This is a genomic window from Cupriavidus sp. 05L411, from assembly GCF_056398045.1.
The window spans coordinates 18665-37798 of record NZ_JBFTOQ010000007.1 but is presented as its reverse complement, the minus strand read 5'-3'; the positions used below and the strand labels follow the sequence as shown (position 1 = coordinate 37798).

At 66.9% G+C, this 19134-nt stretch carries 14 protein-coding genes; 10 read left to right on the top strand and 4 right to left on the bottom strand.

The window, feature by feature from the left end:
* Position 1: 1 nt before the first annotated feature.
* The 6 genes from xdhB (at position 2) to AC1DQR_RS09800 (ending at position 7890) form a co-directional block, all read left to right on the top strand.
* Positions 2 to 2353, top strand: coding sequence for a xanthine dehydrogenase molybdopterin binding subunit (xdhB, locus tag AC1DQR_RS09825; RefSeq protein ID WP_477132938.1), 2352 nt, complete (start codon positions 2 to 4; stop codon positions 2351 to 2353).
* A gap of 135 nt (positions 2354 to 2488) precedes the next feature.
* The gene (xdhC, locus tag AC1DQR_RS09820) at positions 2489 to 3523 is read left to right on the top strand and encodes a xanthine dehydrogenase accessory protein XdhC (protein WP_477132937.1); all 1035 of its coding nucleotides are present in this window, start codon (positions 2489 to 2491) and stop codon (positions 3521 to 3523) included.
* Positions 3520 to 4566 carry an adenosine deaminase gene (locus AC1DQR_RS09815; protein WP_416047989.1) on the top strand — a complete coding sequence of 349 codons (1047 nt, stop codon included), beginning with the start codon at positions 3520 to 3522 and terminating at the stop codon, positions 4564 to 4566. The genes xdhC and AC1DQR_RS09815 overlap by 4 nt, the downstream gene beginning before the upstream one ends.
* Positions 4567 to 4629: 63 nt before the next feature.
* A complete protein-coding gene (gene guaD / locus AC1DQR_RS09810; protein WP_477132936.1) occupies positions 4630 to 5961 on the top strand; it encodes a guanine deaminase in 1332 nt (443 codons plus the stop codon).
* 170 nt (positions 5962 to 6131) lie between these two features.
* Positions 6132 to 7232, top strand: a complete 1101-nt coding sequence (locus AC1DQR_RS09805) for a fatty acid desaturase (RefSeq protein WP_416047987.1) — start codon at positions 6132 to 6134, stop codon at positions 7230 to 7232.
* A 226-nt stretch (positions 7233 to 7458) separates the two neighbouring features.
* Complete coding sequence (locus AC1DQR_RS09800; RefSeq protein WP_416047986.1) at positions 7459 to 7890, top strand: hypothetical protein; 432 nt, start codon at positions 7459 to 7461, stop codon at positions 7888 to 7890.
* A gap of 95 nt (positions 7891 to 7985) precedes the next feature.
* Here the strand turns inward: AC1DQR_RS09800 and AC1DQR_RS09795 are convergent, their stop codons facing one another.
* On the bottom strand, positions 7986 to 8777 hold the full coding sequence (locus AC1DQR_RS09795; RefSeq protein ID WP_477132935.1) for an NADPH-dependent F420 reductase: 792 nt from the start codon (positions 8775 to 8777) through the stop codon (positions 7986 to 7988).
* A gap of 231 nt (positions 8778 to 9008) precedes the next feature.
* Between AC1DQR_RS09795 and AC1DQR_RS09790 the strand changes: the two genes are divergently transcribed.
* Positions 9009 to 11363 carry a TonB-dependent receptor gene (locus tag AC1DQR_RS09790; protein WP_416047984.1) on the top strand — a complete coding sequence of 785 codons (2355 nt, stop codon included), beginning with the start codon at positions 9009 to 9011 and terminating at the stop codon, positions 11361 to 11363.
* 115 nt (positions 11364 to 11478) lie between these two features.
* Positions 11479 to 12531: a YVTN family beta-propeller repeat protein gene (locus AC1DQR_RS09785; RefSeq protein ID WP_416047983.1), complete on the top strand. Its 1053-nt coding sequence runs from the start codon at positions 11479 to 11481 to the stop codon at positions 12529 to 12531.
* Between the two features lie 96 nt (positions 12532 to 12627).
* Here AC1DQR_RS09785 and AC1DQR_RS09780 read toward each other — a convergent pair whose 3' ends face one another.
* On the bottom strand, positions 12628 to 14280 hold the full coding sequence (locus tag AC1DQR_RS09780) for a tetratricopeptide repeat protein (RefSeq protein ID WP_477132934.1): 1653 nt from the start codon (positions 14278 to 14280) through the stop codon (positions 12628 to 12630).
* Positions 14281 to 14688: 408 nt separating this feature from the next.
* Here AC1DQR_RS09780 and AC1DQR_RS09775 point away from each other — a divergent pair, with 408 nt between their 5' ends.
* A complete protein-coding gene (locus AC1DQR_RS09775) occupies positions 14689 to 15738 on the top strand; it encodes an amino acid ABC transporter substrate-binding protein (protein ID WP_416047981.1) in 1050 nt (349 codons plus the stop codon).
* 70 nt (positions 15739 to 15808) lie between these two features.
* Positions 15809 to 17149 (top strand): ArsB/NhaD family transporter, encoded by a 1341-nt coding sequence (locus tag AC1DQR_RS09770; protein ID WP_416047980.1) that lies wholly within the window; start codon positions 15809 to 15811, stop codon positions 17147 to 17149.
* Between the two features lie 4 nt (positions 17150 to 17153).
* On the opposite strand, the gene AC1DQR_RS09765 is transcribed toward AC1DQR_RS09770, so the two are convergent.
* Together AC1DQR_RS09765 and AC1DQR_RS09760 are read right to left on the bottom strand one after the other, a co-directional pair.
* Complete coding sequence (locus AC1DQR_RS09765; protein WP_416047979.1) at positions 17154 to 17894, bottom strand: acetoacetate decarboxylase; 741 nt, start codon at positions 17892 to 17894, stop codon at positions 17154 to 17156.
* Positions 17895 to 17928: 34 nt separating this feature from the next.
* Positions 17929 to 19074, bottom strand: coding sequence for a patatin-like phospholipase family protein (locus tag AC1DQR_RS09760; protein WP_416047978.1), 1146 nt, complete (start codon positions 19072 to 19074; stop codon positions 17929 to 17931).
* Positions 19075 to 19134: the final 60 nt, after the last annotated feature.

Below are 19134 nucleotides of genomic sequence, written 5' to 3'. Positions count from 1 at the left end.
CATGAACAAGCAAACCGAACCCTTCCTGCTCGACGCCGCGAGCGAAGCCAGGACCGCCATTTCGACGCCGCAAGTGGGCGTCTCGCGCCCGCACGAATCGGCCCACCTGCACGTGGCCGGCACGGCCACCTACACCGACGACATCCCCGAACTGGCAGGCACGCTGCATGCCGCGCTCGGCATGAGCACGCGCGCCCATGCCCGCGTCAGGTCGATCTCGCTCGACAAGGTGCGCGCCGCGCCGGGCGTGGTGGCGGTGCTGACCGCCGAGGACATTCCCGCTGCCAACGAATGCGGCCCGATCATCCACGACGACCCGATCCTGGCCAACGGCCTGGTCCAGTTCATCGGCCAGCCGATCTTCGTGGTGGTGGCCACCTCGCACGATGCCGCGCGCCGTGCCGCCCGCCTGGGTGCGATCGAGTATGAAGACCTGGCGCCGGTGCTGTCGCCCGAGGCCGCGCACCAGGCCGGCATCTATGTGCTGCCGCCGATGCACCTCACGCGCGGCGAGCCGGCCAGTCATATCGCCGCCGCCGTGCATCGGGACAAGGGCAACATCCGCCTGGGCGGCCAGGAGCAGTTCTACCTGGAAGGCCAGATCGCCTACGCCGCGCCCAAGGAAAACGACGGCATGCACGTGTGGTGCTCGACCCAGCATCCCACCGAAATGCAGCATGCGGTGGCGCATATGCTGGGCTGGCACGCGCACCAGGTGCTGGTGGAGTGCCGCCGCATGGGCGGCGGCTTCGGCGGCAAGGAATCGCAATCGGCCATGTTCGCCTGCTGCGCCGCGCTCGCTGCCTGGAAGCTGCTGTGCCCGGTCAAGCTGCGTCCGGACCGCGATGACGACATGATGATCACCGGCAAGCGCCACGACTTCGTCTTCGACTACGAAGTCGGCCACGATGCCGACGGCCGCCTCGACGGCGTGTCGGTGGAAATGATTTCGCGCGCCGGCTTCTCGGCCGACCTGTCCGGCCCGGTGATGACCCGCGCCATCTGCCACTTCGACAACGCCTACTGGCTGCCGAACGTGCAGATCGACGGTTACTGCGGCAAGACCAACACGCAGAGCAACACCGCCTTTCGCGGTTTCGGCGGCCCGCAGGGTGCCTTTGCCATGGAGTACATCCTCGACAACGTGGCACGCACCGTGGGCCGCGATGCGCTCGACGTGCGCCGCGCCAACCTGTACGGCAAGACCGAGCGCAACGTCACGCCTTACGGCCAGACCGTGGAAGACAACGTCATCCACGAACTGCTCGACGAACTCGAAGCGACCAGCGCCTACCGCGCGCGCCGCGAGGCCACGCGCGCGTTCAACGCCACCAGCCCGGTGCTGAAAAAGGGCATCGCCATCACCCCGGTAAAGTTCGGCATTTCCTTCAACGTGGCTCACTTCAACCAGGCCGGTGCGCTGGTGCACGTGTACAACGACGGCTCGGTGCTGGTGAACCACGGCGGCACCGAGATGGGCCAGGGACTGAACACCAAGGTGGCGATGGTGGTGGCGCATGAGCTTGGCATCCGGCTCGAACGCGTGCGCGTGACCGCGACCGATACCAGCAAGGTGGCCAACACCTCGGCCACCGCCGCCTCCACCGGCACCGACCTGAACGGCAAGGCCGCGCAGGACGCCGCGCGGCAGATCCGCGAGCGGCTGGCGGCGTTTGCCGCGCGCCAGGCTGGCGTGGACGCCAACAGCGTGCAGTTCGGCGACGACCTGGTGGTCGCGGGCGAACTCCGCCTGGACTTCAGCGACCTGGCACGGCAAGCCTACGTGGCACGGGTGCAGCTGTGGTCCGATGGCTTCTACACCACGCCCAAGCTGTACTGGGACCAGTCCAAGCTGCAAGGGCGGCCGTTCTATTACTTCGCCTATGGCGCGGCGTGCTCGGAAGTGCTGGTGGACACGCTCACCGGCGAATGGCGCTTGCTGCGCGCGGACGTGCTGCACGACGCCGGCCGCTCGCTCAACCCGGCCATCGACATCGGTCAGGTAGAGGGTGGGTTTATCCAGGGCATGGGCTGGCTGACCACCGAGGAACTGTGGTGGAACAAGGACGGCAAGCTGATGACGCATGCGCCCTCCACCTACAAGATCCCGACCGTCAACGACTGCCCGGAAGACTTCTACGTGCGGCTATTCGAGAACGACAATGCGGAAGACAGCATCCATCGTTCCAAGGCCGTGGGCGAGCCGCCGCTGCTGCTGCCGTTCTCGGTGTTCTTCGCGATCCGCGACGCGGTGGCCAGCGTCGCGGACTACAAGGTGAACCCGCCGCTGGTGGCGCCCGCGACCAGCGAGGCAATCCTGGATGCGGTGGACGCGGTGCGGGTGGTGCAGTAGGAGACAGCGGCTTGCGGATGCGCCCGCCGGCTCCCACAGGCCATCTTCGCTGAAGACCGTAATGAAGTCACAAGCTGAAGTAACAAGCTGAAGTAACAAGCTTCACCCAGAGCATCAACCTAAAAAGGCATCACCATGCAGGACGCGCCCCTCAAACCCTTCCGCTTCGCCGACGCCACCCGCTGGGTGCGCGCCGGCGTGCCGGTGGTGATGGTCACCATCGCCGAGGTGAAAGGCTCCGCCCCGCGCGAGGCGGGCGTGCGCATGCTGGTGACCGCCAACGAACTGGTCGGCACCATCGGCGGCGGCCATCTCGAGTGGCGCGGCATGGAGATCGCCCGCACCATGCTGGCCGAGCGCGACGCGATGCGGCAGATCGTGCGCATCCCGCTGGGCCCGGCGCTGGGCCAATGCTGCGGCGGCGTGGTGCTGCTCGCCTTCGAGGTGTTGGGCGAAGCCGACCTGCCGTGGCTGGACGCGGTGCAGGCCGCGTTCGGCACCGGACGCGCGCTGATGCGCACGGTACCGCGCACCGGCGCGGTGCAACACGCCGCGGCACCGGCGCTGCTGCCCTCGGTGGCCTTGCAGGCGGACGGCGGCTGGACCGACACCCTGGTGCCCGACGCGCTGCACGTGGTGCTGTTCGGCGCCGGCCACGTGGGCCATGCGCTGGTCAAGGTGCTGGCCAACCTGCCGTGCCAGGTGCACTGGGTGGATGAGCGCGATACCTTGTTCCCCGCCGACCTGCCCGACAACGTCACCCCGGAAGCCAGCGACATCCCCGAAGCCGTGGTGGACCATGCGCCCGCCGGCAGCTACTTCCTGGTGATGACGCACAGCCACGCGCTGGACCAGACGCTATGCGAGCGCATCCTGCGGCGCGACGACTTCGCCTACTTTGGCCTGATCGGTTCCAAGACCAAGCGCGCGCGCTTCGAGCACCGCATGGCGGAGCACGGGATTGACCCTTCGCGCTTCGCGGAAATGACGTGCCCGATGGGCGTCTGCGGCATCACGGACAAGGCTCCGGCTATGATTGCGGTTGCCATCGTCGCCCAGTTGCTGCAGGTTCGCGACCAGCGCCTCGCCCATCTGGGCGCGCTCGTCGCCAGCCGCAGCGGCAAAGCGACGAGCTCGACGCAAACCAAGACCGCAAAAGGAACCCCATGACGCTCGATGCCGCGCTCGCAGACCGTATCCGCCAGACGCCCAAGGCGGAACTGCATGTCCACATTGAAGGCACGCTCGAGCCTGAGCTGATCTTCCGGCTGGCCCAGCACAACAAGGTCAAGTTGCCGTATGCCAGCGTGGAAGCCCTGCGCGAGGCCTACGCCTTCACCGACCTGCAATCCTTCCTCGACATCTATTACGCCGGCGCCAGCGTGCTGCTGACCGAGGACGATTTCTTCGACATGACGATGGCCTACGTGCAGCGTGCCGTCGCCGACAACGTGCGCCACGCCGAGATCTTCTTCGACCCGCAGACCCATACCGAGCGCGGCGTGCCGATCCATGTGGTGATCGACGGCATTTCCGACGCGCTCGCCCAGGCCCGCACGCAGTACGACTTCTCCAGCAGCCTGATCCTTTGCTTCCTGCGCCACCTCTCCGAGGAAGACGCTTTTGCCACGCTGGAAGCCGCGCTGCCTTACCGCGACCGCTTCGTCGGCATCGGGCTCGATTCCTCCGAGCAGGGCAACCCGCCGGAGAAGTTCGCCCGCGTGTTTGCCCGCGCCCGCGAGCTCGGCCTGCACCTGGTGGCGCATGCCGGCGAGGAAGGCCCGGCGCAATACGTGACCGACGCGCTCGACATCCTCAAGGTGGAACGCATCGACCACGGTGTGCGCGCCATCGACGACCCGGCACTGGTCGAGCGGCTGGCCCGCGAGCGCGTGGCGCTCACCGTATGCCCGCTGTCCAACCAGAAGCTCAAGGTCTACCCGGACCTGCGCGACCACTCCCTGCACCGCCTGCTGGAAGCTGGCGTGCTGGTCACGCTGCACTCGGACGACCCCGCCTATTTCGGCGGCTATATGAACGCGAACTGGGAAGCCACTTTCGAAGCCTTGCCGCTGACCGCGGCCGATGGCCACAAGCTGGCGCGCAACAGTTTCGAGGCGTCGTTCCTGCCCGCCTCGCAAAAGACTGCCTTCCTCGCCGAAGTCGACCACTTCTGGCAATCCCCCCTGCCCGCCGCGGCCTCCACGGCCTGAAGCGCGGCTCACACCAAGATGCCGGCGCGCCATGCGCGCGCCGGCGCATGACGAGACATCGATATGACGACCACGCCCCCCACCCAGTCCATCACCCGCGCCATCCGTGGCCGCGTGCTGCACTTCCTGCGCGACCCCCAGTTTCATGACGACGCGTATCAGTATTGGGAAGACGGGGTGCTGATCGTGACCGCCGGGCATGTCGCCGCGGTTGGCAGCCATGCCGACCTGGCCGACCAGATCCCGGCCGGCGCCGAAGTGATCGACCGCCGCGGCAAGCTGATCGTGCCGGGCTTTATCGACACGCACGTGCACTACCCGCAGACCGACATCATCGCCTCGCCCTCGCCCGGCCTGCTGCACTGGCTGGAGACCTATACCTTCCCCGAGGAGCGCCGCTTTGCCGAGCCGGAATACGCAGCGGCCGTGGCTGGCTTCTTCGCCGACGAGCTGTTGCGCAACGGCACCACCAGCGCCGTGGCCTGGAGCACCGTGCATACGGCCTCGGCCGACGCGCTGTTTGCCGAAGCCGACCGCCGCAACCTGCGCCTGGTCACCGGCAAGGTGATGATGGACCGCAACTGCCCCGAATTCCTGCGCGACACCGCCGAGTCCGGCGCGCGCGATTCGGCCGACCTGATCTCGCGCTGGCACGGCAAGAACCGCCTGTCGTACGCCATTACGCCGCGCTTCGCGCCCACCTCCAGCGAAGCGCAGCTGCAAGCCTGCGGCGAGTTGGCCAAGGCCTACCCGGACGCCTTCATCCAGACCCACGTGGCGGAAAACCGCGACGAAGTGAAATGGGTGGCCGAGCTGTTCCCGCAAGCCCGCAGCTATCTGGACATCTACGACCACTACGGCCTGCTGCGCCCGGGCGCGCTGTACGGCCACGCCATCTACCTCGACCAGGACGACCGCAAGCGGCTGGCCGACAGCGGCGCGGCGGTGGCGCACTGCCCCACCTCCAACCTGTTCCTGGGCAGCGGCTTCTATGACTTCCACCAGTCGGATGCGCACCGCCTCAATGTGACGCTGGCCACCGACGTGGGCGGAGGCACTTCGTTCTCGATGCTGCGCACCATGAACGCCGCCCACAAGGTGGCGCGCATGGGCGGCTACCACCTGAGCGCGCTGCGCATGTTCTACCTGGCCACCCGCGCCGCCGCCGATGCACTGGGCTGGAGCGAGCGCGTGGGCAGCTTCACACCCGGCTGCGAGGCCGACTTCATCGTGCTCGACCCGCAGGCCACGCCGCTGATCGCGCGCCGCAGCGAGCGCTCGGAAACGCTGGAAGAACAGTTGTTCGCCTTCGCCATGCTGGGTGACGACCGCGTCATCGGCGAGGTGTATGTGATGGGCGAGCCGGCGAGCGCGCCGGCCTCCGCCGCGCACTAGTCGTCACTTTGCGCTGAGTGACACCGGGTCCGGCCCTGCTGGCTTGACCCGGATCAACACCCCTGTCACGCAATCCTTCTAAGCTGTCACACCATCGGCCTGTCCCGTGGCCGCGCATCGCCAGTCTCGGGCCCAGCCCGACCCCGCGTTCGACAACTGAAGGTTTTTGCATGATTGCCACGCAGCAAGCTTCCTTTCCGGAGCCGATTTCCCCTGACGTCCCCCTGCCCTCGCGCAAGATCATCCGCGGCTGGCTGATCCCGCTTGGCGCGCGCAGCACGCCGCGCGCGCTGGCGCTGTTCGCGCTGGACACCGCGCTGTTCCTGGCCGCGCTGGCCGGGGTGGTGCTGTTCTCCCACTGGCTCGCCAAGCTGGCCGCCGGCGTGGCGATGGGGCTGATCATCGCCCGCCTGTTCATCATCGGCCACGATGCCTGCCACCAGAGCCTGACGCCCCGGCGCGGCCTGAACAAATGGCTGGGCCGGCTGACCTTCCTGCCGTCGCTCACGCCTTACAGCCTGTGGGAAGTGGGCCACAACGTGGTCCATCACGGTTACTCCAACCTCAAGGGTTTCGACTTCGTCTGGCAGCCTTACTCGCTCGAGGAGTTCCAGGCCCTGCCGCGCTGGCGCCGCGCGCTGGAGCGGGTCTACCGCACCGGCTTTGGCGCGGGCCTGTACTACCTGGTCGAGATCTGGTGGTTCAAGATGTTCTTCCCCAGCCGCCGCCAGATGCCCACGCGCCGCGCCGTCTTCATGTGGGACTGCACGCTGGTGGCGCTCTTCGGCGTGGCCTGGATCGGCACGCTGGCGTGGCTGGCCATCGCCACCGGGCAGTCGGTGGCGATGCTGGTCGGGCTGGGCTTCGTGCTGCCGTTCCTGGTCTGGAATTTCACCGTGGGCTTCGTGCTCTATGTGCACCACACCCACACCAGCGTGGCCTGGTATGACACCAAGGCCATGTGGGCGCGTGCCCAGCCCTTCGTCTCCACCACCGTGCACCTGCGCTTTCGCTATGGCATCGGCGCGGCGCTGCACCACATCATGGAGCACACCGCGCACCACGTGGACATGAGCGTGCCGCTGTACCGCCTCAAGCGCGCCCAGGCGCTGCTGGAGCATGCGCTGCCGGGCCGCATCATCATCCAGAACTTCACCTGGCGCTGGTATTTCCATACCGCGCGCCGCTGCAAGCTGTACGACTTCAAGGCACTCTGCTGGACGGACTTCCGCGGCCGGCAGACCAGCCCCAACGCACCAGTGCCGGCATAACCCGCCCCTCTCACCACCTACCGCAGCCGCCTTGGCTGCGGTTTGTCTTTTAGGGCGCGTAATACTCAATTACAAAGTCTTTCCGCGCGCTTGTCCCGCGCAGCGGCGCTTGCCTCGTTAAGCAAGGTATCGGTCCCAAGGTCATTGTGCATCCCGACCCGGGGCCGCCCCTTGGACAACGCCCGAGCGCCAATCAGCGCCGACAGGACAAACAGGACAAAGACAAATGGCAATCAGCAAACCCCATGCGCCCGCACGCCGCCGCCTGCTCCGCGCCGCCCTGCCGGCGCTCGCCTCGCTGGCGGTGCTTGGCAGCCTCGCCGGTTGCGTGACCGAGCGCGTGGTAGTACGGCAGCCAGCGCCTGCGCCACCCCACCAGATGGTCCGCAACATGCCGCCACCGGTGCACGAAGACCGCGGCCCCGCGCCTGCCTACGGCTGGAACTGGGTGCCGGGCCACTGGAAGTGGGAAGGCAACGACTGGTTCTGGGTGCACGGCCGCTGGGTCCAGCAACCGGTGCCGGCGATGCCGCCCGTGATCGTGGAACAGATCACGGTTGCTCCCCCCGCGCCGCACGCTTACTGGGTGCCCGGACACTGGGTCTGGCGCTTCGAGGGCGGCGGCTGGGTCTGGATGAAGGGCGCCTGGCGCGGCTAAGCGGCCATATCCAAAAGATGCTGGCGTCGTTGCGCGGCCTTGGCCGTACCACTCGTACGGTCTGCGGCCGTGCGCCTGGCCAGAACCGCTTCGCTTCATTTAGGCGTCTCCACCATCTTCACGCCCTGCTCCGCCATGCGCGCGCGCATGGCGTCGGCCGAGCCGATCTGATGGAACAGCGGCCCGCCCGGGGCGAAGCTATCGGCCGTGGCGAGCCGGCCGACCACCACCGGCTCGAAGCCGGCATCGCGCACCAGTTGCTCGCCGATGCGCAGGGCCTTGGGATCATCGGCGGCGATCGGCACCGCGATCAGGCCCTCGGCCCGGTGGTTCTGATTGGCGAAGCTGGTGGCGCCCATGAAATTGAAGGCGCGCACGATACGCGCGCCGTGCAGGTACTTTGCGGTGGTGATGCCGATGCCCTTGCGCATCGCCTCTTCGGCGATGGCGCCATCGCGCGCACGCACGGCGTTGGTCGCATCCACCACCACTTTGCCGGCAAAGGCCTTGCCATATTCCGCCGATATCTCAGGCAACGCCTTGTAAGGGACGGCAAGAAAAATCACATTGGAAAACGCCAGCGCCTCGGCCACCGTGCCCGCGCGGGCAAGCGGGCCAAGTTTTTCGACCAGCGGCTTGAGTTCATCCGGGTGGCGCGAGGAGAACAGGACGGGATGGCCTGCCTTCACCCACAGGCCACCCACCGTGCCGCCGATGCGGCCCGAGCCGATCACGCCGATGGGCACGGGGGTGCCCTCCCGGCTAGCCTGCGCGCGCAGGCGCGAGGGCGAGATCCCCAGCCACATCGCCAGTAAGGCCAGGCTCACGCTGCCGCTGAGCAGGCGGCGGCGCCGGTCGATGGTTTCGATGCGCTCTGGAAACGGCATGGCGGACTCCTCGATCCGATGAACATCAAACATCGTGGTGCTGCAGCACAGCAAGCGGGTGCGGTGCGCTTGGCACGCCTTCAAACTCTAGGCGAAAAATGCAGCGCGCGCCGCCGCCTCGCTGCCGCCGCGTGATCGATTTGGCGCTTGCCACCCTGTGCACTACAGTAAGTAGCACTTGCATCACCCGCGATCCTCCGCCCTTGCGTCCTTGTCCCCACGGAATCGGTAATGGCCTCCGCCCTCCCCTGTCCGCGCCGTTCAAGGCTCGCGCCCGCCGCGCTGTGTAGGGCAGCCGCATGCGCGCAGGTGGCGCGGGTGGCCCTGGCGGCGCTGGCTGCGGTCGCACCGGCGGGCGTGGCCGCCCAGGCGCCGCCCGCCGCGCCTGGCGACGAGGTCCACAACCTGCGCGAGGTGACCGTGGTCGCGCCCGCGCCGCTGCCGTCGTTCTCCATCCCGCGCGAGGCGTTTCCCGGCAATGTGCAAACCGCGACGGACGCCGACATGGAGCGCGCCAAGTCCGGCAACCTGTCCTCGTTCCTCGGCGAGACCATGGACAGCGTGGTGATCAACGACGTACAGGGCAACCCGTTCCAGAAGGACATTCTCTATCGCGGCTACCGCCTGTCCTCCACCCTGGGCGCGGCGCAGGGCATCGCGCTCTACCTGGACGGCGTGCGCCAGAATGGCGCGCTGGGCGATGTGGTCGACTGGACGGCGATCCCCGAGGCTGCCATCAGCACCATCACGCTGGTGCCCGGCAGCAACCCGCTCTACGGCCTCAACGCGCTCGGCGGCGCGCTGGCGCTGGCCACCAAGTCCGGCGAGACGCATCCCGGCGTGGAGGCCGACCTGAGCCTCGGCAGCCACGGCCGCGCGCGGCTCGACGTGAGCGGGGGAAAGCTGCTTGGCGATGGCTGGCACGCCTTCGTGGCGGGCACGGGCTTTCGCGAGGACGGCTGGCGCCAGCTGTCCGGCAGCAGCCTGGGCAACCTGTTCGCCAAGGTCGGCCGCTCGACCACCGATACGCAATGGAGCGTGAGCGTGGCGGGCAGCAGCAGCAGCCTGTCCGGCAATGGCCTGCTGCCAGACAGCATCTACGGCGGCCAGCGCAATGCCATCTACACCGCGCCCGACCTCACCCGCACGCGCTCGCTGCAGGTCACGCTCAACGGCACGCACCAGCTCAACGCCGAGGACCAGATCGCGCTGACGGCTTATGCTCGCCTGGGGCACGCAAAGGCCAGCACCGGGGATGTCAGCGACGACTACCTCGACACCTTGCTTGGCTGCCAGGGCAACGCCGGCAACGCGGGTTGCGAGCCGGGCGCCGCGCCGGCCAGCGCGGTGCTCAACACCTCGACCGTCAACACGCATGACTACGGGCTGTCCGGGCAGTGGTCCCATACGGGCGACGTCCACAACGCAGTGCTGGGCGCCGCCTTTGCGCTAAGCCGCGCATCGTATCGCCAGGACACGCAGCCCGCCAGCTTCAGCGACGATCGCGTGGCGGTGGCGGACCCCGGCGCCACGCCCGCCACCAACGCCTCGCTCGATGGACGCACCAGCACCGTCAGCCTGTATGCCTCCGATACCGTCAAGCTGCTGCCGCACAGCTACCTCACCGCGAGCGCGCGCTGGAACACCTCGAGCACGCACACGGTGCTGACCTTGCCGAATGCATCCGACGAACGCTTCACGTTCTCGAAGCTCAATCCTTCGCTTGGGCTCTCGCACCAGTTGCGCAGCGGCCTCACGGTCTTTGCCTCGGCCTCGCAAGGCACGCGCATGCCGACCGCCATCGAGCTGGGCTGCGCAGATCCGGCCAACGCCTGCCAGCTGCCCACCGGCCTGCAGGCGGATCCGTACCTGCGCCAGGTGGTAGCGCGCACGGTGGAGTTCGGCGGGCGCTGGAAGGCCGCTGATGCCACCGACCTCACGCTCGCGCTGTACCGCAGCGACAACCGCGACGACATCCTGTTCCAGCGCTCGCCGGTCAGCCCGCTCGGCTACTTCACCAACTTCCCCAAGACCCGCAGCCAGGGGCTGGAACTCGGGCTGCGCCAGCGCCTGGGCCCGGTGATGCTGCGCGCCAGCTACAGCTACCTGCAAGCCACCTACCAGGCGGACGGCCAGATCCAGACGCCGTTCGCGGCGCCCGTCAACGTGCGCCCCGGCACGCGCATGGCGGGCGTGCCGTTGCACAGCTTCAAGCTCAGCGGTGACTGGCGCGCAACCGCGTCGGTCACGCTCGGCGGCGCCATGGTTGTATCGTCGTCGCGCCCGGTGGCCGGCAATGAGGACGGCGCGCTGAGCGCGCAGGATCCGCGCCTGGCGCGCACCGCCGGCTTCGTGCTGTTCAACCTGCGGGCGAGCTGGCAGGTCGATGCGCGCTGGCAGCTCTACGCGCGCGTCGACAATGTGTTCGACCGCCGTTATGAAACCTATGGGCAGGCGGGCCTCAACGTGTTTCCGGGCGGCACGCTGCTGCAGCCCGGCGCGGCGGTGCCGATCGAGCGCTTCGTCGCACCGGGCGCGCCGCGCCTGTTCCTGGTGGGCGTGCGCTATGAATGGGGCGGGCGCTAGCGGCGGCAGGCATGCGGGAAATCCTTGGCAGTTGCCGCGCCGTCACCAAGAATGGAAGGCAGCCGGACGGCATCGGGCCGGGAACAGCGGCAAGCGACGCAAACGGGAGGCGTGCATGGCGACGAGACAGGGCAATGGCCAATCTGGCCGGATCATGCTGGCGCTATGCGCCGCGCTGGCCTGCGCCGCTTGCGCGCCAGGCCCGGCGCCGCGAGGCGCTCAGGCGGCCAAGGCCTATGTGTCGAGCGAGAGTGGCGGCATCGCGGTGATCGACCTCGACCGGCTCGACATCACAAGCACCCTCGACACTGGCGGCAAGGGCCCGCGCGGCATCGCCATCAGTACGGATGGACGATACCTGCTGGCCGCCAACAAGGGAACCGGCGACCTTACCGTCATCGACACACGCGATGGCCAACTGGCCAAGCGCATCCCGATCGGCAAGAACCCGGAATTCGTGCGCGTGTCCGGCGGGCAGGCTTTCGTCACCTATGAGCCCGGCGAGCCGGGCAAGGCTGGCGACGACGCACAGGTCCCGGCGCAGATCGCCGTGATCGACCTCAAGGACTGGCGCGTCACGCGCGCGATCCCCAGCGGCCTGGAGACCGAAGGCATCGAATTCTCGCCGGACGCGCGCCTGCTGCTGGTCACCAATGAGGGCGACGATACGGTGTCGGTCTACGAGCGCGCCAGCGGCCGCCGCCTCAACCTGATCAAGACGCCGCCCGGATCGCGGCCGCGCGGCATCAAGGTGAGCCCAGACGGACAGCGCTATATCGTCACGCTGGAGTCAGCCAACGCGTTCCTGGTGCTCGATGCGGCCGACTACCACATCCTGCGCACGGTGCCGACGCGCACCGGGCCCTACGGGGCCGCCTTCGACCGCGCCGGCAAACGCCTGTTCGTGGCCGCGTCGCGGGCGGACACCATCCAGGTATTCGATGCCGACAGCTATGAGAACATCGCCAACATCGCCACCGGCAAACGCTGCTGGCACTTCAGCTTCACCCCCGACGACGCGCGGCTGCTGATCGCCTGCGGCCGCTCGAACGCCGTCTATGTGGTGGACGCGCGGACCTACCAGCCGCTGCGCGAAGTGGCCGGCGTGGCGCTGAGCTGGGGCATTGTCACCTACCCGAAGAGCCCGGGAACGCTCGATGCGCCTTGAATCCACCGGCGCGCACCGGCGCCGGGGACATTGTGCGCTCGGCGATGCCTCTCGCAGAGCCTGGCATCGTGCAAGCCGTTAACAAAAACGGAACTGTCAATACGATCCCCTCCTCGGCCTCGCGTTGTCGCGATAGCCTCTGGCCTCCTTGATCTCAGCCCTGGTGGCATCGGCGTTGGCCGTCAGCAAGACCAGCCTTTTGAAGAAGCCGGCCGCCTTCGCATCGTCGTGCAGCATCTGCGCCGACTTTGCCGCACCATACAGTCCTCGCAGCCGGTTCGGGGTGGACTTCAGGGAAGTCTCATATTCCTGCAATGCAGCGCCAGGCTGGTTCAGTCCCAGCAGCATATCGCCCAGGAGCTCGCGCATCGGATACAGACGGTTTTCCATGGCCACATCCTTCTCGCTCGCGTCTTCGAGCTTGGCCGCCTGCCGCATATGGCTCACGGCCTGCTCATTCCTGCCCATATCCAGCTCGACCCAGGCGCTTGCAGCGAGGATTTGCGCGTCTGCCTGCTCGACCCAGTAGGGTTGCCTTGACTTATCGAGGTTCGCGCGCAGTTCGCGCAGCTTCTCGATGTCGGCCTGCGCGGCTTGCGGATCGCCGCTGCGTGCGGCGCCAAGTGCCCGCGTGAAATACGTGATCGCCTCGGCCTGCGCATAGCTGCTGCCGCGCGGTTGCAGCGCCGCGGCTTCCTTCCATGCACCGCGCTCCAGCGCATAGCGCGCAGGGATGGCGGCAAGCGCCGTGTATAGGGCGGGCCGCTCAAAGGGGAACTTCCGTGCCGCCTCTGCCTGGTCCCGCACGCTGGAAGCGAGCCGATCCATTCCCATTTGCAGGTACGCGTACTCCATGAAGTCCCACGAGTGCGGGGCGTTTGGATGCGTCGCCCCGGGCCAGGCTTTGGCGGCATCCCCGACCATGACAGTTAGGGCGGCCTCGTTCGACTTCACGGACTCCGGCCACATCCCCAGCATCGAATAGGTATGCGAAGGCATGTGGAGCGCGTGGGGTGCGTCGGGCGCAATCGACGCATATTTTTCGGCGAAGGGCAGGCCGCGCTGCGCAAGCGCTGTACAGTCGTAGCTGTGAATCAGGTAGTGGGCAACCCCTGGATGGTCGGGTTGCGCGCGATAGATCCGCTCCAGAATGGCGCCTGCCTTAAGCTGCCTGGCGTAAGTTTTGTCACTGTGCGATGCGGCCTCGTTCAGGGCGAGCGCGTAGAAAATGGCGGCCTCGGTATCTCGTGGATATTTGGCGGAAAGCTTCGCCATCGCTTGCTCGTACGCCAGCGTGCGCTGCTGCTGGCTGACCGTGCGGTAGTCCTTGTAGAACAGATCAATCGCGCGCAGCCAGTCGGCTTCCCGTTCCGTCTTCGGACCAAGCGCCAGGCCCCTTTGCGACGCTTCCAGCCCGTTTTTCAGGCTAGTCTCGTCGAAGGGTGTCAGCAGCGGATTGGGACGTTGGCTCATCGCAATGCCCCAATAGGCAATGGCACATTGTGGATCGTCCTCAAGTACGGATTTGAATGCCGAAACGGTATTTGGATAGTAAAAGGAGTGCAGCATTGCCAGCGCGTGCTCGAACTGCCGCTGGGCCGCCGGGTTGCACGAGGTCAGAAAATGAACCGTGCCGAATTTCTCGTTGCCCGGGGTAGCTTGGGCTGCCTGAGCATTTGCAAAGGTCGGCAGAGCCAGCACGGCCATCAGCGCGCCGAGGCGAGAAAACTGTCCTATTGCCTTCATCATTGGCGTCTCCTTGGGCTGGGCCAGGCGGTGCTGCCTGTTATTTGCCGCCATCCGTGGTGGATGGCTCGCCGCCGCCGGCATGGCGGGCCACACCGCAGATCAGACGAGCGTAGGTCGAAGGTTTGCGAATTCTCCGGGGGCTCCTCATAGCGTAGCCGCCCTTTTGGTCCACGCAAAACAGAAAAGCGCTCAGACCCTAGCCGATCGCGTTCCTCAACAGCAGGCATGCCGGTGATCGTCAGGCTCCTCATTCCAAGTCTCCTATATTGCATATTGGCCAGACGTGGTGGCCCCCACCAATCTCCCTCGCCCGTACGACGAAAGGCCAATTGACGCCCCGGGGGATCGCTGCCAGAGTGAACCTGTCGGCAGCCGCGGCGCGCTGTCGCGCCTGGCTTGGGGGCAAGCATGATCCACCTTCGGCGCATCGTCCGGCGCATCGTCAAACGACTGTGGCTGGGAGCGCTGCCGTTGCTCGCTGCCGCCGGCTTGCCAGCCCATGCCGCGGATGGCGATACGCTGGCGCAGGCCAGGTCGCGTGGCACGCTGCGCTGCGGTGTCAGCGAGGGCATTGCGGGGTTTTCGGCGAAGGACGCGGCGGGCCGCTGGTCTGGCCTTGACGTCGATTTCTGCCGCGCCGTAGCGGCGGCGGCGCTGGGCCGCGCCGACAAGGTCACCTTCGTCGCGCTGAAGGCTCCAGCCAGGTTTCCGGCCCTGCGCACCGACGTGGTGGACCTGATCAGCCGCAACACCACGTGGACCCTCGCGCGTGAGAGCACGCTGGGCGTGCAGTTCGCCGGCATCCTCTTTTACGATGGCCAGGCCTTCATGGTGCCGCAACAGGGCGCGCAGAAATCCATTGCCGCGCTTGACCGCGCCACCGTCTGCGTCGAGAAAGGGACGGCGAGCGAGGAACATCTCGCTGCCTATTTCGCGGCGAAGCGGTTGAGCATGAGCCCGCTCGCCGTGGACTCCGCAACCGAAGTGGCCGACGCCTTCTTTGCGGGCCGCTGCCTCGCCTATACCGCGGATGCCTCGCATCTCGCAGCCGTGCGCCTGCTGGGCCGGGGGGGATCGCAAGCCTACGTCATCCTGCCCGAGCGGATCTCGAAGGAGCCGCTCGGACCAGTCGTGCGCAACGACGACCAGCAATGGCTGACACTGGTCCGCTGGGTACTGTTCTCGCTCATTGCCGCTGAAGAAAACGGGATCACGCAATCCAACGTGCGCGAGCGCATGCGCGATCCGTTGCTGGGCGCTTCCCTCGAGCCCGGCGACGACGCCAGCAAGGCGCTCGGCGTAGACCCGGGCTGGGCCGTGCGCGCGGTGCAAAGCGTGGGCAACTACGGCGAGATGTTCGAGCGCAATCTTGGCGCGCAAAGCCCGCTCAAGCTGGAGCGCGGCCTCAACCGGCCATGGACGCAGGGCGGCCTGATGTACGCGCCACCCATGCGATAGAGACGCTAGGTGCGATAGATGCGATGGTGGGATAGGTACTATCGATGCAACGGGCCGGGGAGGTCGCCGCATGAGTGATCTGCAGATCTATATCGTCCTTGGCGTCTTCGGGGCCGTGATCCTGGTCATCGCCTTGAACCTGATGGACATGGCGGTGGCGGCCCTGATCGGCGTGTGCGTGCTGATCGCGCTGGGGATCCTCAACGAACAGGATCTGCTGAGCGCCACCCGCACCTCCGGCGGCCCCATCAGCTTGCTGTTTGGTGGCATGGTGGTGGCGCGCATCCTGTCCACCACGGGCCTGTTCGACCGCCTCGGCGACCTGTACCTGAGCGCCACGGGTGGCAGCGGCAAGCGCTTCCTGTTGTTGCTGATCGCGATGGTCGCGCCCTTGTGCGCCTTCTTGCCGAACGCGACCACGGTGATCCTGATCGCCCCCATCATCATCCGTGTGGCCATGGCCCTGGAGGTGGACTTTGTCGGGCCGATGGTGCTGACCGCCATCGTGAGCAATTCTGCCGGCCTGCTCACGCTGGTCGGCGACCCGGCGACCTTCCTCGTCGGCAGCGCGATCGGCATGACATTCGGCGAGTACCTGCGCCGCGTCAGCCTGGGCGGCGTGGTCGCCCTGCTCGTCATCGTCCCGCTGTTGCCGCTGCTGATGCCGGACCTGTGGCGGATGCGGCGTGCTTTGCCGCAGCGCCAGCCACACAGACGGCTCGAGCGCCCCGTCTATGCGGGGCTGTCGCTCGCTGTCCTCTTGACGATGGTGGCGCTGTTCATTTTCGGCGAGCACCTGCCCACCCGGCTCGTGCCGCCCATGGTCGCGCTGATCGCCAGCGCCCTGGCGCTGCTGGTCGGGTACGAAGCCCGCTTCGAGCCAACCGACGACGTACTGCGGGACGTCGACTGGAAAACGCTGTTGTTCCTGGGGTGCATCTTCTGCCTGGTGCAGGCGGTGACCAAGACCGGGCTGCTGCAGGTCATGGCGCTGAAGCTGTACGCATCGTTTGGCACCCAACTGACGCTCGTTGCCCTGGTGATGATTGCCGTCATCGGCCTGCTCTCAAGCCTGCTGGCAAACGTCCCGGTGGCGGCCGCGTCGATCCTGATGATCAAGGGCTACCTGGTGGCGGCGGAGGTCGTGCCCGACGCCGCGCTTGGCGCTCTGTTCACCCAGTGGCCCGCAGCCACGATTCCGGTGTTCGTCGGCATGATGTTTGGCGCAACGCTCGGTGGCAACGCCACCCTCATCGGCGCATCGGCCAACATCGTGTCCGCCGGCATCTGCGCGCGCCACGGCAAGCCCGTTACGTTCGCCACGTTCATGCGCTATGGACTGCCGGTCACCGTGGCCCAGCTCACCGCGTCGGCGATCTATGTCATCGTGCTATCGCACTGGATGCGCTGAGGGCTCACGCAGCGAGATAGTCATGGACGACCGTCCCCAGGCCTAGCGTCAGGTCAGTCAGGATATGCACGCCCGAAATCACCTCGAGCACCGGCAGCGCCGCGACGGGCGCGAGCGCGTGATGAAACAGCTCGAGCCCGGCCGGCCCCTCCCAGGCGCCCTTCACCGTGATGTCTTCGCAGAAGTAGCGCACCAGTTCGCAGATGCGCGCCGTCCCGTCCACGTGCGGAATGATCTTGAGCAGGAAGTTGGGCGCGCACAGCGATGCCAGGATCTTGTCGTGGGCAAGCGTCTTGTGCTTGTAGCCCATCGTCGCCACGGCGATCGGGACCGGCCCGTAGCGCAGCACGCCGCCGATCGTGTCCTTCTCGATGCGTAGCTGCGGCGAGGCCAGTTTCTTGGGAAAGCCCCAGATCTCTCGACCCGCTGCTATCGGCGAGCCATCGTCGAGATACATGGCGTGCACATAGCCGCCGTGCTCGCCCTTGAAGCGCACCGGAATGACCTGGCCGCTCTCCGTGTAGTCGCCGAAGCCGGTTGAATCGGGCATGCGGATGAACTCGAACTTGACGATCGGCTCGGTCATCTCCAGCGGCGCGGGAATGACGGCTGCCAGTGCGTCGGGGTCGGTGCGGTAGGTGATGATCAGGAACTCGCGATTGACAAAGCGATAGGGGCCGCACGGGAATGCCGGACTCGTGAGCGGCATCGCGAACGCGTGCGCCTTTATGTCAGCTTCGGTCATGGCGTGGGCTCCTGATTTTTCGCGTCACCGGATGTCAACGGATAGTCATGTCGTAAATGCCGATCCCGCTCACCAGCGCCATCGCTTCCTGCCATTTCGGGCTGGCAACGGCGCGGCGTGCGTCTTCCAGGCCGCCGCTCCACAGATCGGTCACGGTAGCCCGCGAGAACTCGTAGTCCTTGAAGTTGGCGGAATGCGTGTTGTGCCGGTTGATGAGGTGCAGCAGCGCCACGGCGCCGCGCGTGCTGACCGCGGTGAGCTGCCGCACATCCGGGTCGGACTTGAGCGCCGCCGGCAGCTTGGCGATGACGCGGTACAGCGCTCCGCGAAGTTCTTCGATCTCCCGGATCCGGGTCGAGTTGAAACGCGTCTTGCTTGCATACTGGATGTCCTTGACCCGCTCCTGGGCCTCGCGCAGGTTCTGCGGCATCTCGCCCGCGCCGCTGAATACGTCGACCTGCAGGACCAGCGCATTCATCCGGTAGTCCTCGTCGACGACATACCACAGCGGTGTGTTAGAGACGATCCCGCCATCCCAGTACAGTTCCCCGCCCACCTCCACCGGCGGGAATCCCGGCGGCAGCGCACCGCTGGCCATCACGTGCTCCGGGCCGAGGCGCATCTGCGTGTTGTCGAAATACACCGAGTTCCCGGAGCGCACATTGACCGAGCCCAGCGAGAGCCGGATATCCTTCCGGTTGATCAGGTCGAAGTCCACCAGCTGCTCAAGCGTGTCCCTGAGCGGCCGCGTATCGTAGAAGCTCAACGCCTCGATGCTGCCGTCGGGCGACAGGAAGGGCGGCGGCACCCGTGGCGAGAAGAAGCCCGGCACGCCGAACGTGACCGCGGATGCCGCGCTGAAGGCATTCATCATCGGGCGCAGATGCTCCAGGTAGGCGGGTGGCATGAGAGGCGTATGCGCGGATATGCGGTCCCAGAATTCGCCCAGGCGTTCCACGCGGCGCTCGGGTGGATTGCCGGCGATCAGCGCGGCGTTGATCGCCCCGATGGATACCCCCGCAATCCAGTCCGGCGCGATGCCGGCGTCCGCAAGGCCGGCGTAGATGCCCGCCTGGTAGGCGCCCAGTGCGCCCCCGCCTTGCAGGACGAGCACCGTATGGTCGAACTTCGCCCCATGCGCCGCCGCATTGGAAGGTGTCGCTTTGCGTGGCTGCGCCATGATGGCTCCCTGGGGAATCTATCCCTATCGGCATCGGACCACATCGGATCACATCGGACC

Excerpts from the sequence above, each read along its gene's own strand:
- xdhB (WP_477132938.1), top strand. The coding sequence starts at position 2 with ATGAACAAGCAAACCGAACCCTTCCTGCTCGACGCCGCGAGCGAAGCC.
- xdhC (WP_477132937.1), top strand. The coding sequence starts at position 2,489 with ATGCAGGACGCGCCCCTCAAACCCTTCCGCTTCGCCGACGCCACCCGC.
- AC1DQR_RS09815 (WP_416047989.1), top strand. The coding sequence starts at position 3,520 with ATGACGCTCGATGCCGCGCTCGCAGACCGTATCCGCCAGACGCCCAAG.
- guaD (WP_477132936.1), top strand. The coding sequence starts at position 4,630 with ATGACGACCACGCCCCCCACCCAGTCCATCACCCGCGCCATCCGTGGC.
- AC1DQR_RS09805 (WP_416047987.1), top strand. The coding sequence starts at position 6,132 with ATGATTGCCACGCAGCAAGCTTCCTTTCCGGAGCCGATTTCCCCTGAC.
- AC1DQR_RS09800 (WP_416047986.1), top strand. The coding sequence starts at position 7,459 with ATGGCAATCAGCAAACCCCATGCGCCCGCACGCCGCCGCCTGCTCCGC.
- AC1DQR_RS09795 (WP_477132935.1), bottom strand. The coding sequence starts at position 8,777 with ATGCCGTTTCCAGAGCGCATCGAAACCATCGACCGGCGCCGCCGCCTG.
- AC1DQR_RS09790 (WP_416047984.1), top strand. The coding sequence starts at position 9,009 with ATGGCCTCCGCCCTCCCCTGTCCGCGCCGTTCAAGGCTCGCGCCCGCC.
- AC1DQR_RS09785 (WP_416047983.1), top strand. The coding sequence starts at position 11,479 with ATGGCGACGAGACAGGGCAATGGCCAATCTGGCCGGATCATGCTGGCG.
- AC1DQR_RS09780 (WP_477132934.1), bottom strand. The coding sequence starts at position 14,280 with ATGATGAAGGCAATAGGACAGTTTTCTCGCCTCGGCGCGCTGATGGCC.
- AC1DQR_RS09775 (WP_416047981.1), top strand. The coding sequence starts at position 14,689 with ATGATCCACCTTCGGCGCATCGTCCGGCGCATCGTCAAACGACTGTGG.
- AC1DQR_RS09770 (WP_416047980.1), top strand. The coding sequence starts at position 15,809 with ATGAGTGATCTGCAGATCTATATCGTCCTTGGCGTCTTCGGGGCCGTG.
- AC1DQR_RS09765 (WP_416047979.1), bottom strand. The coding sequence starts at position 17,894 with ATGACCGAAGCTGACATAAAGGCGCACGCGTTCGCGATGCCGCTCACG.
- AC1DQR_RS09760 (WP_416047978.1), bottom strand. The coding sequence starts at position 19,074 with ATGGCGCAGCCACGCAAAGCGACACCTTCCAATGCGGCGGCGCATGGG.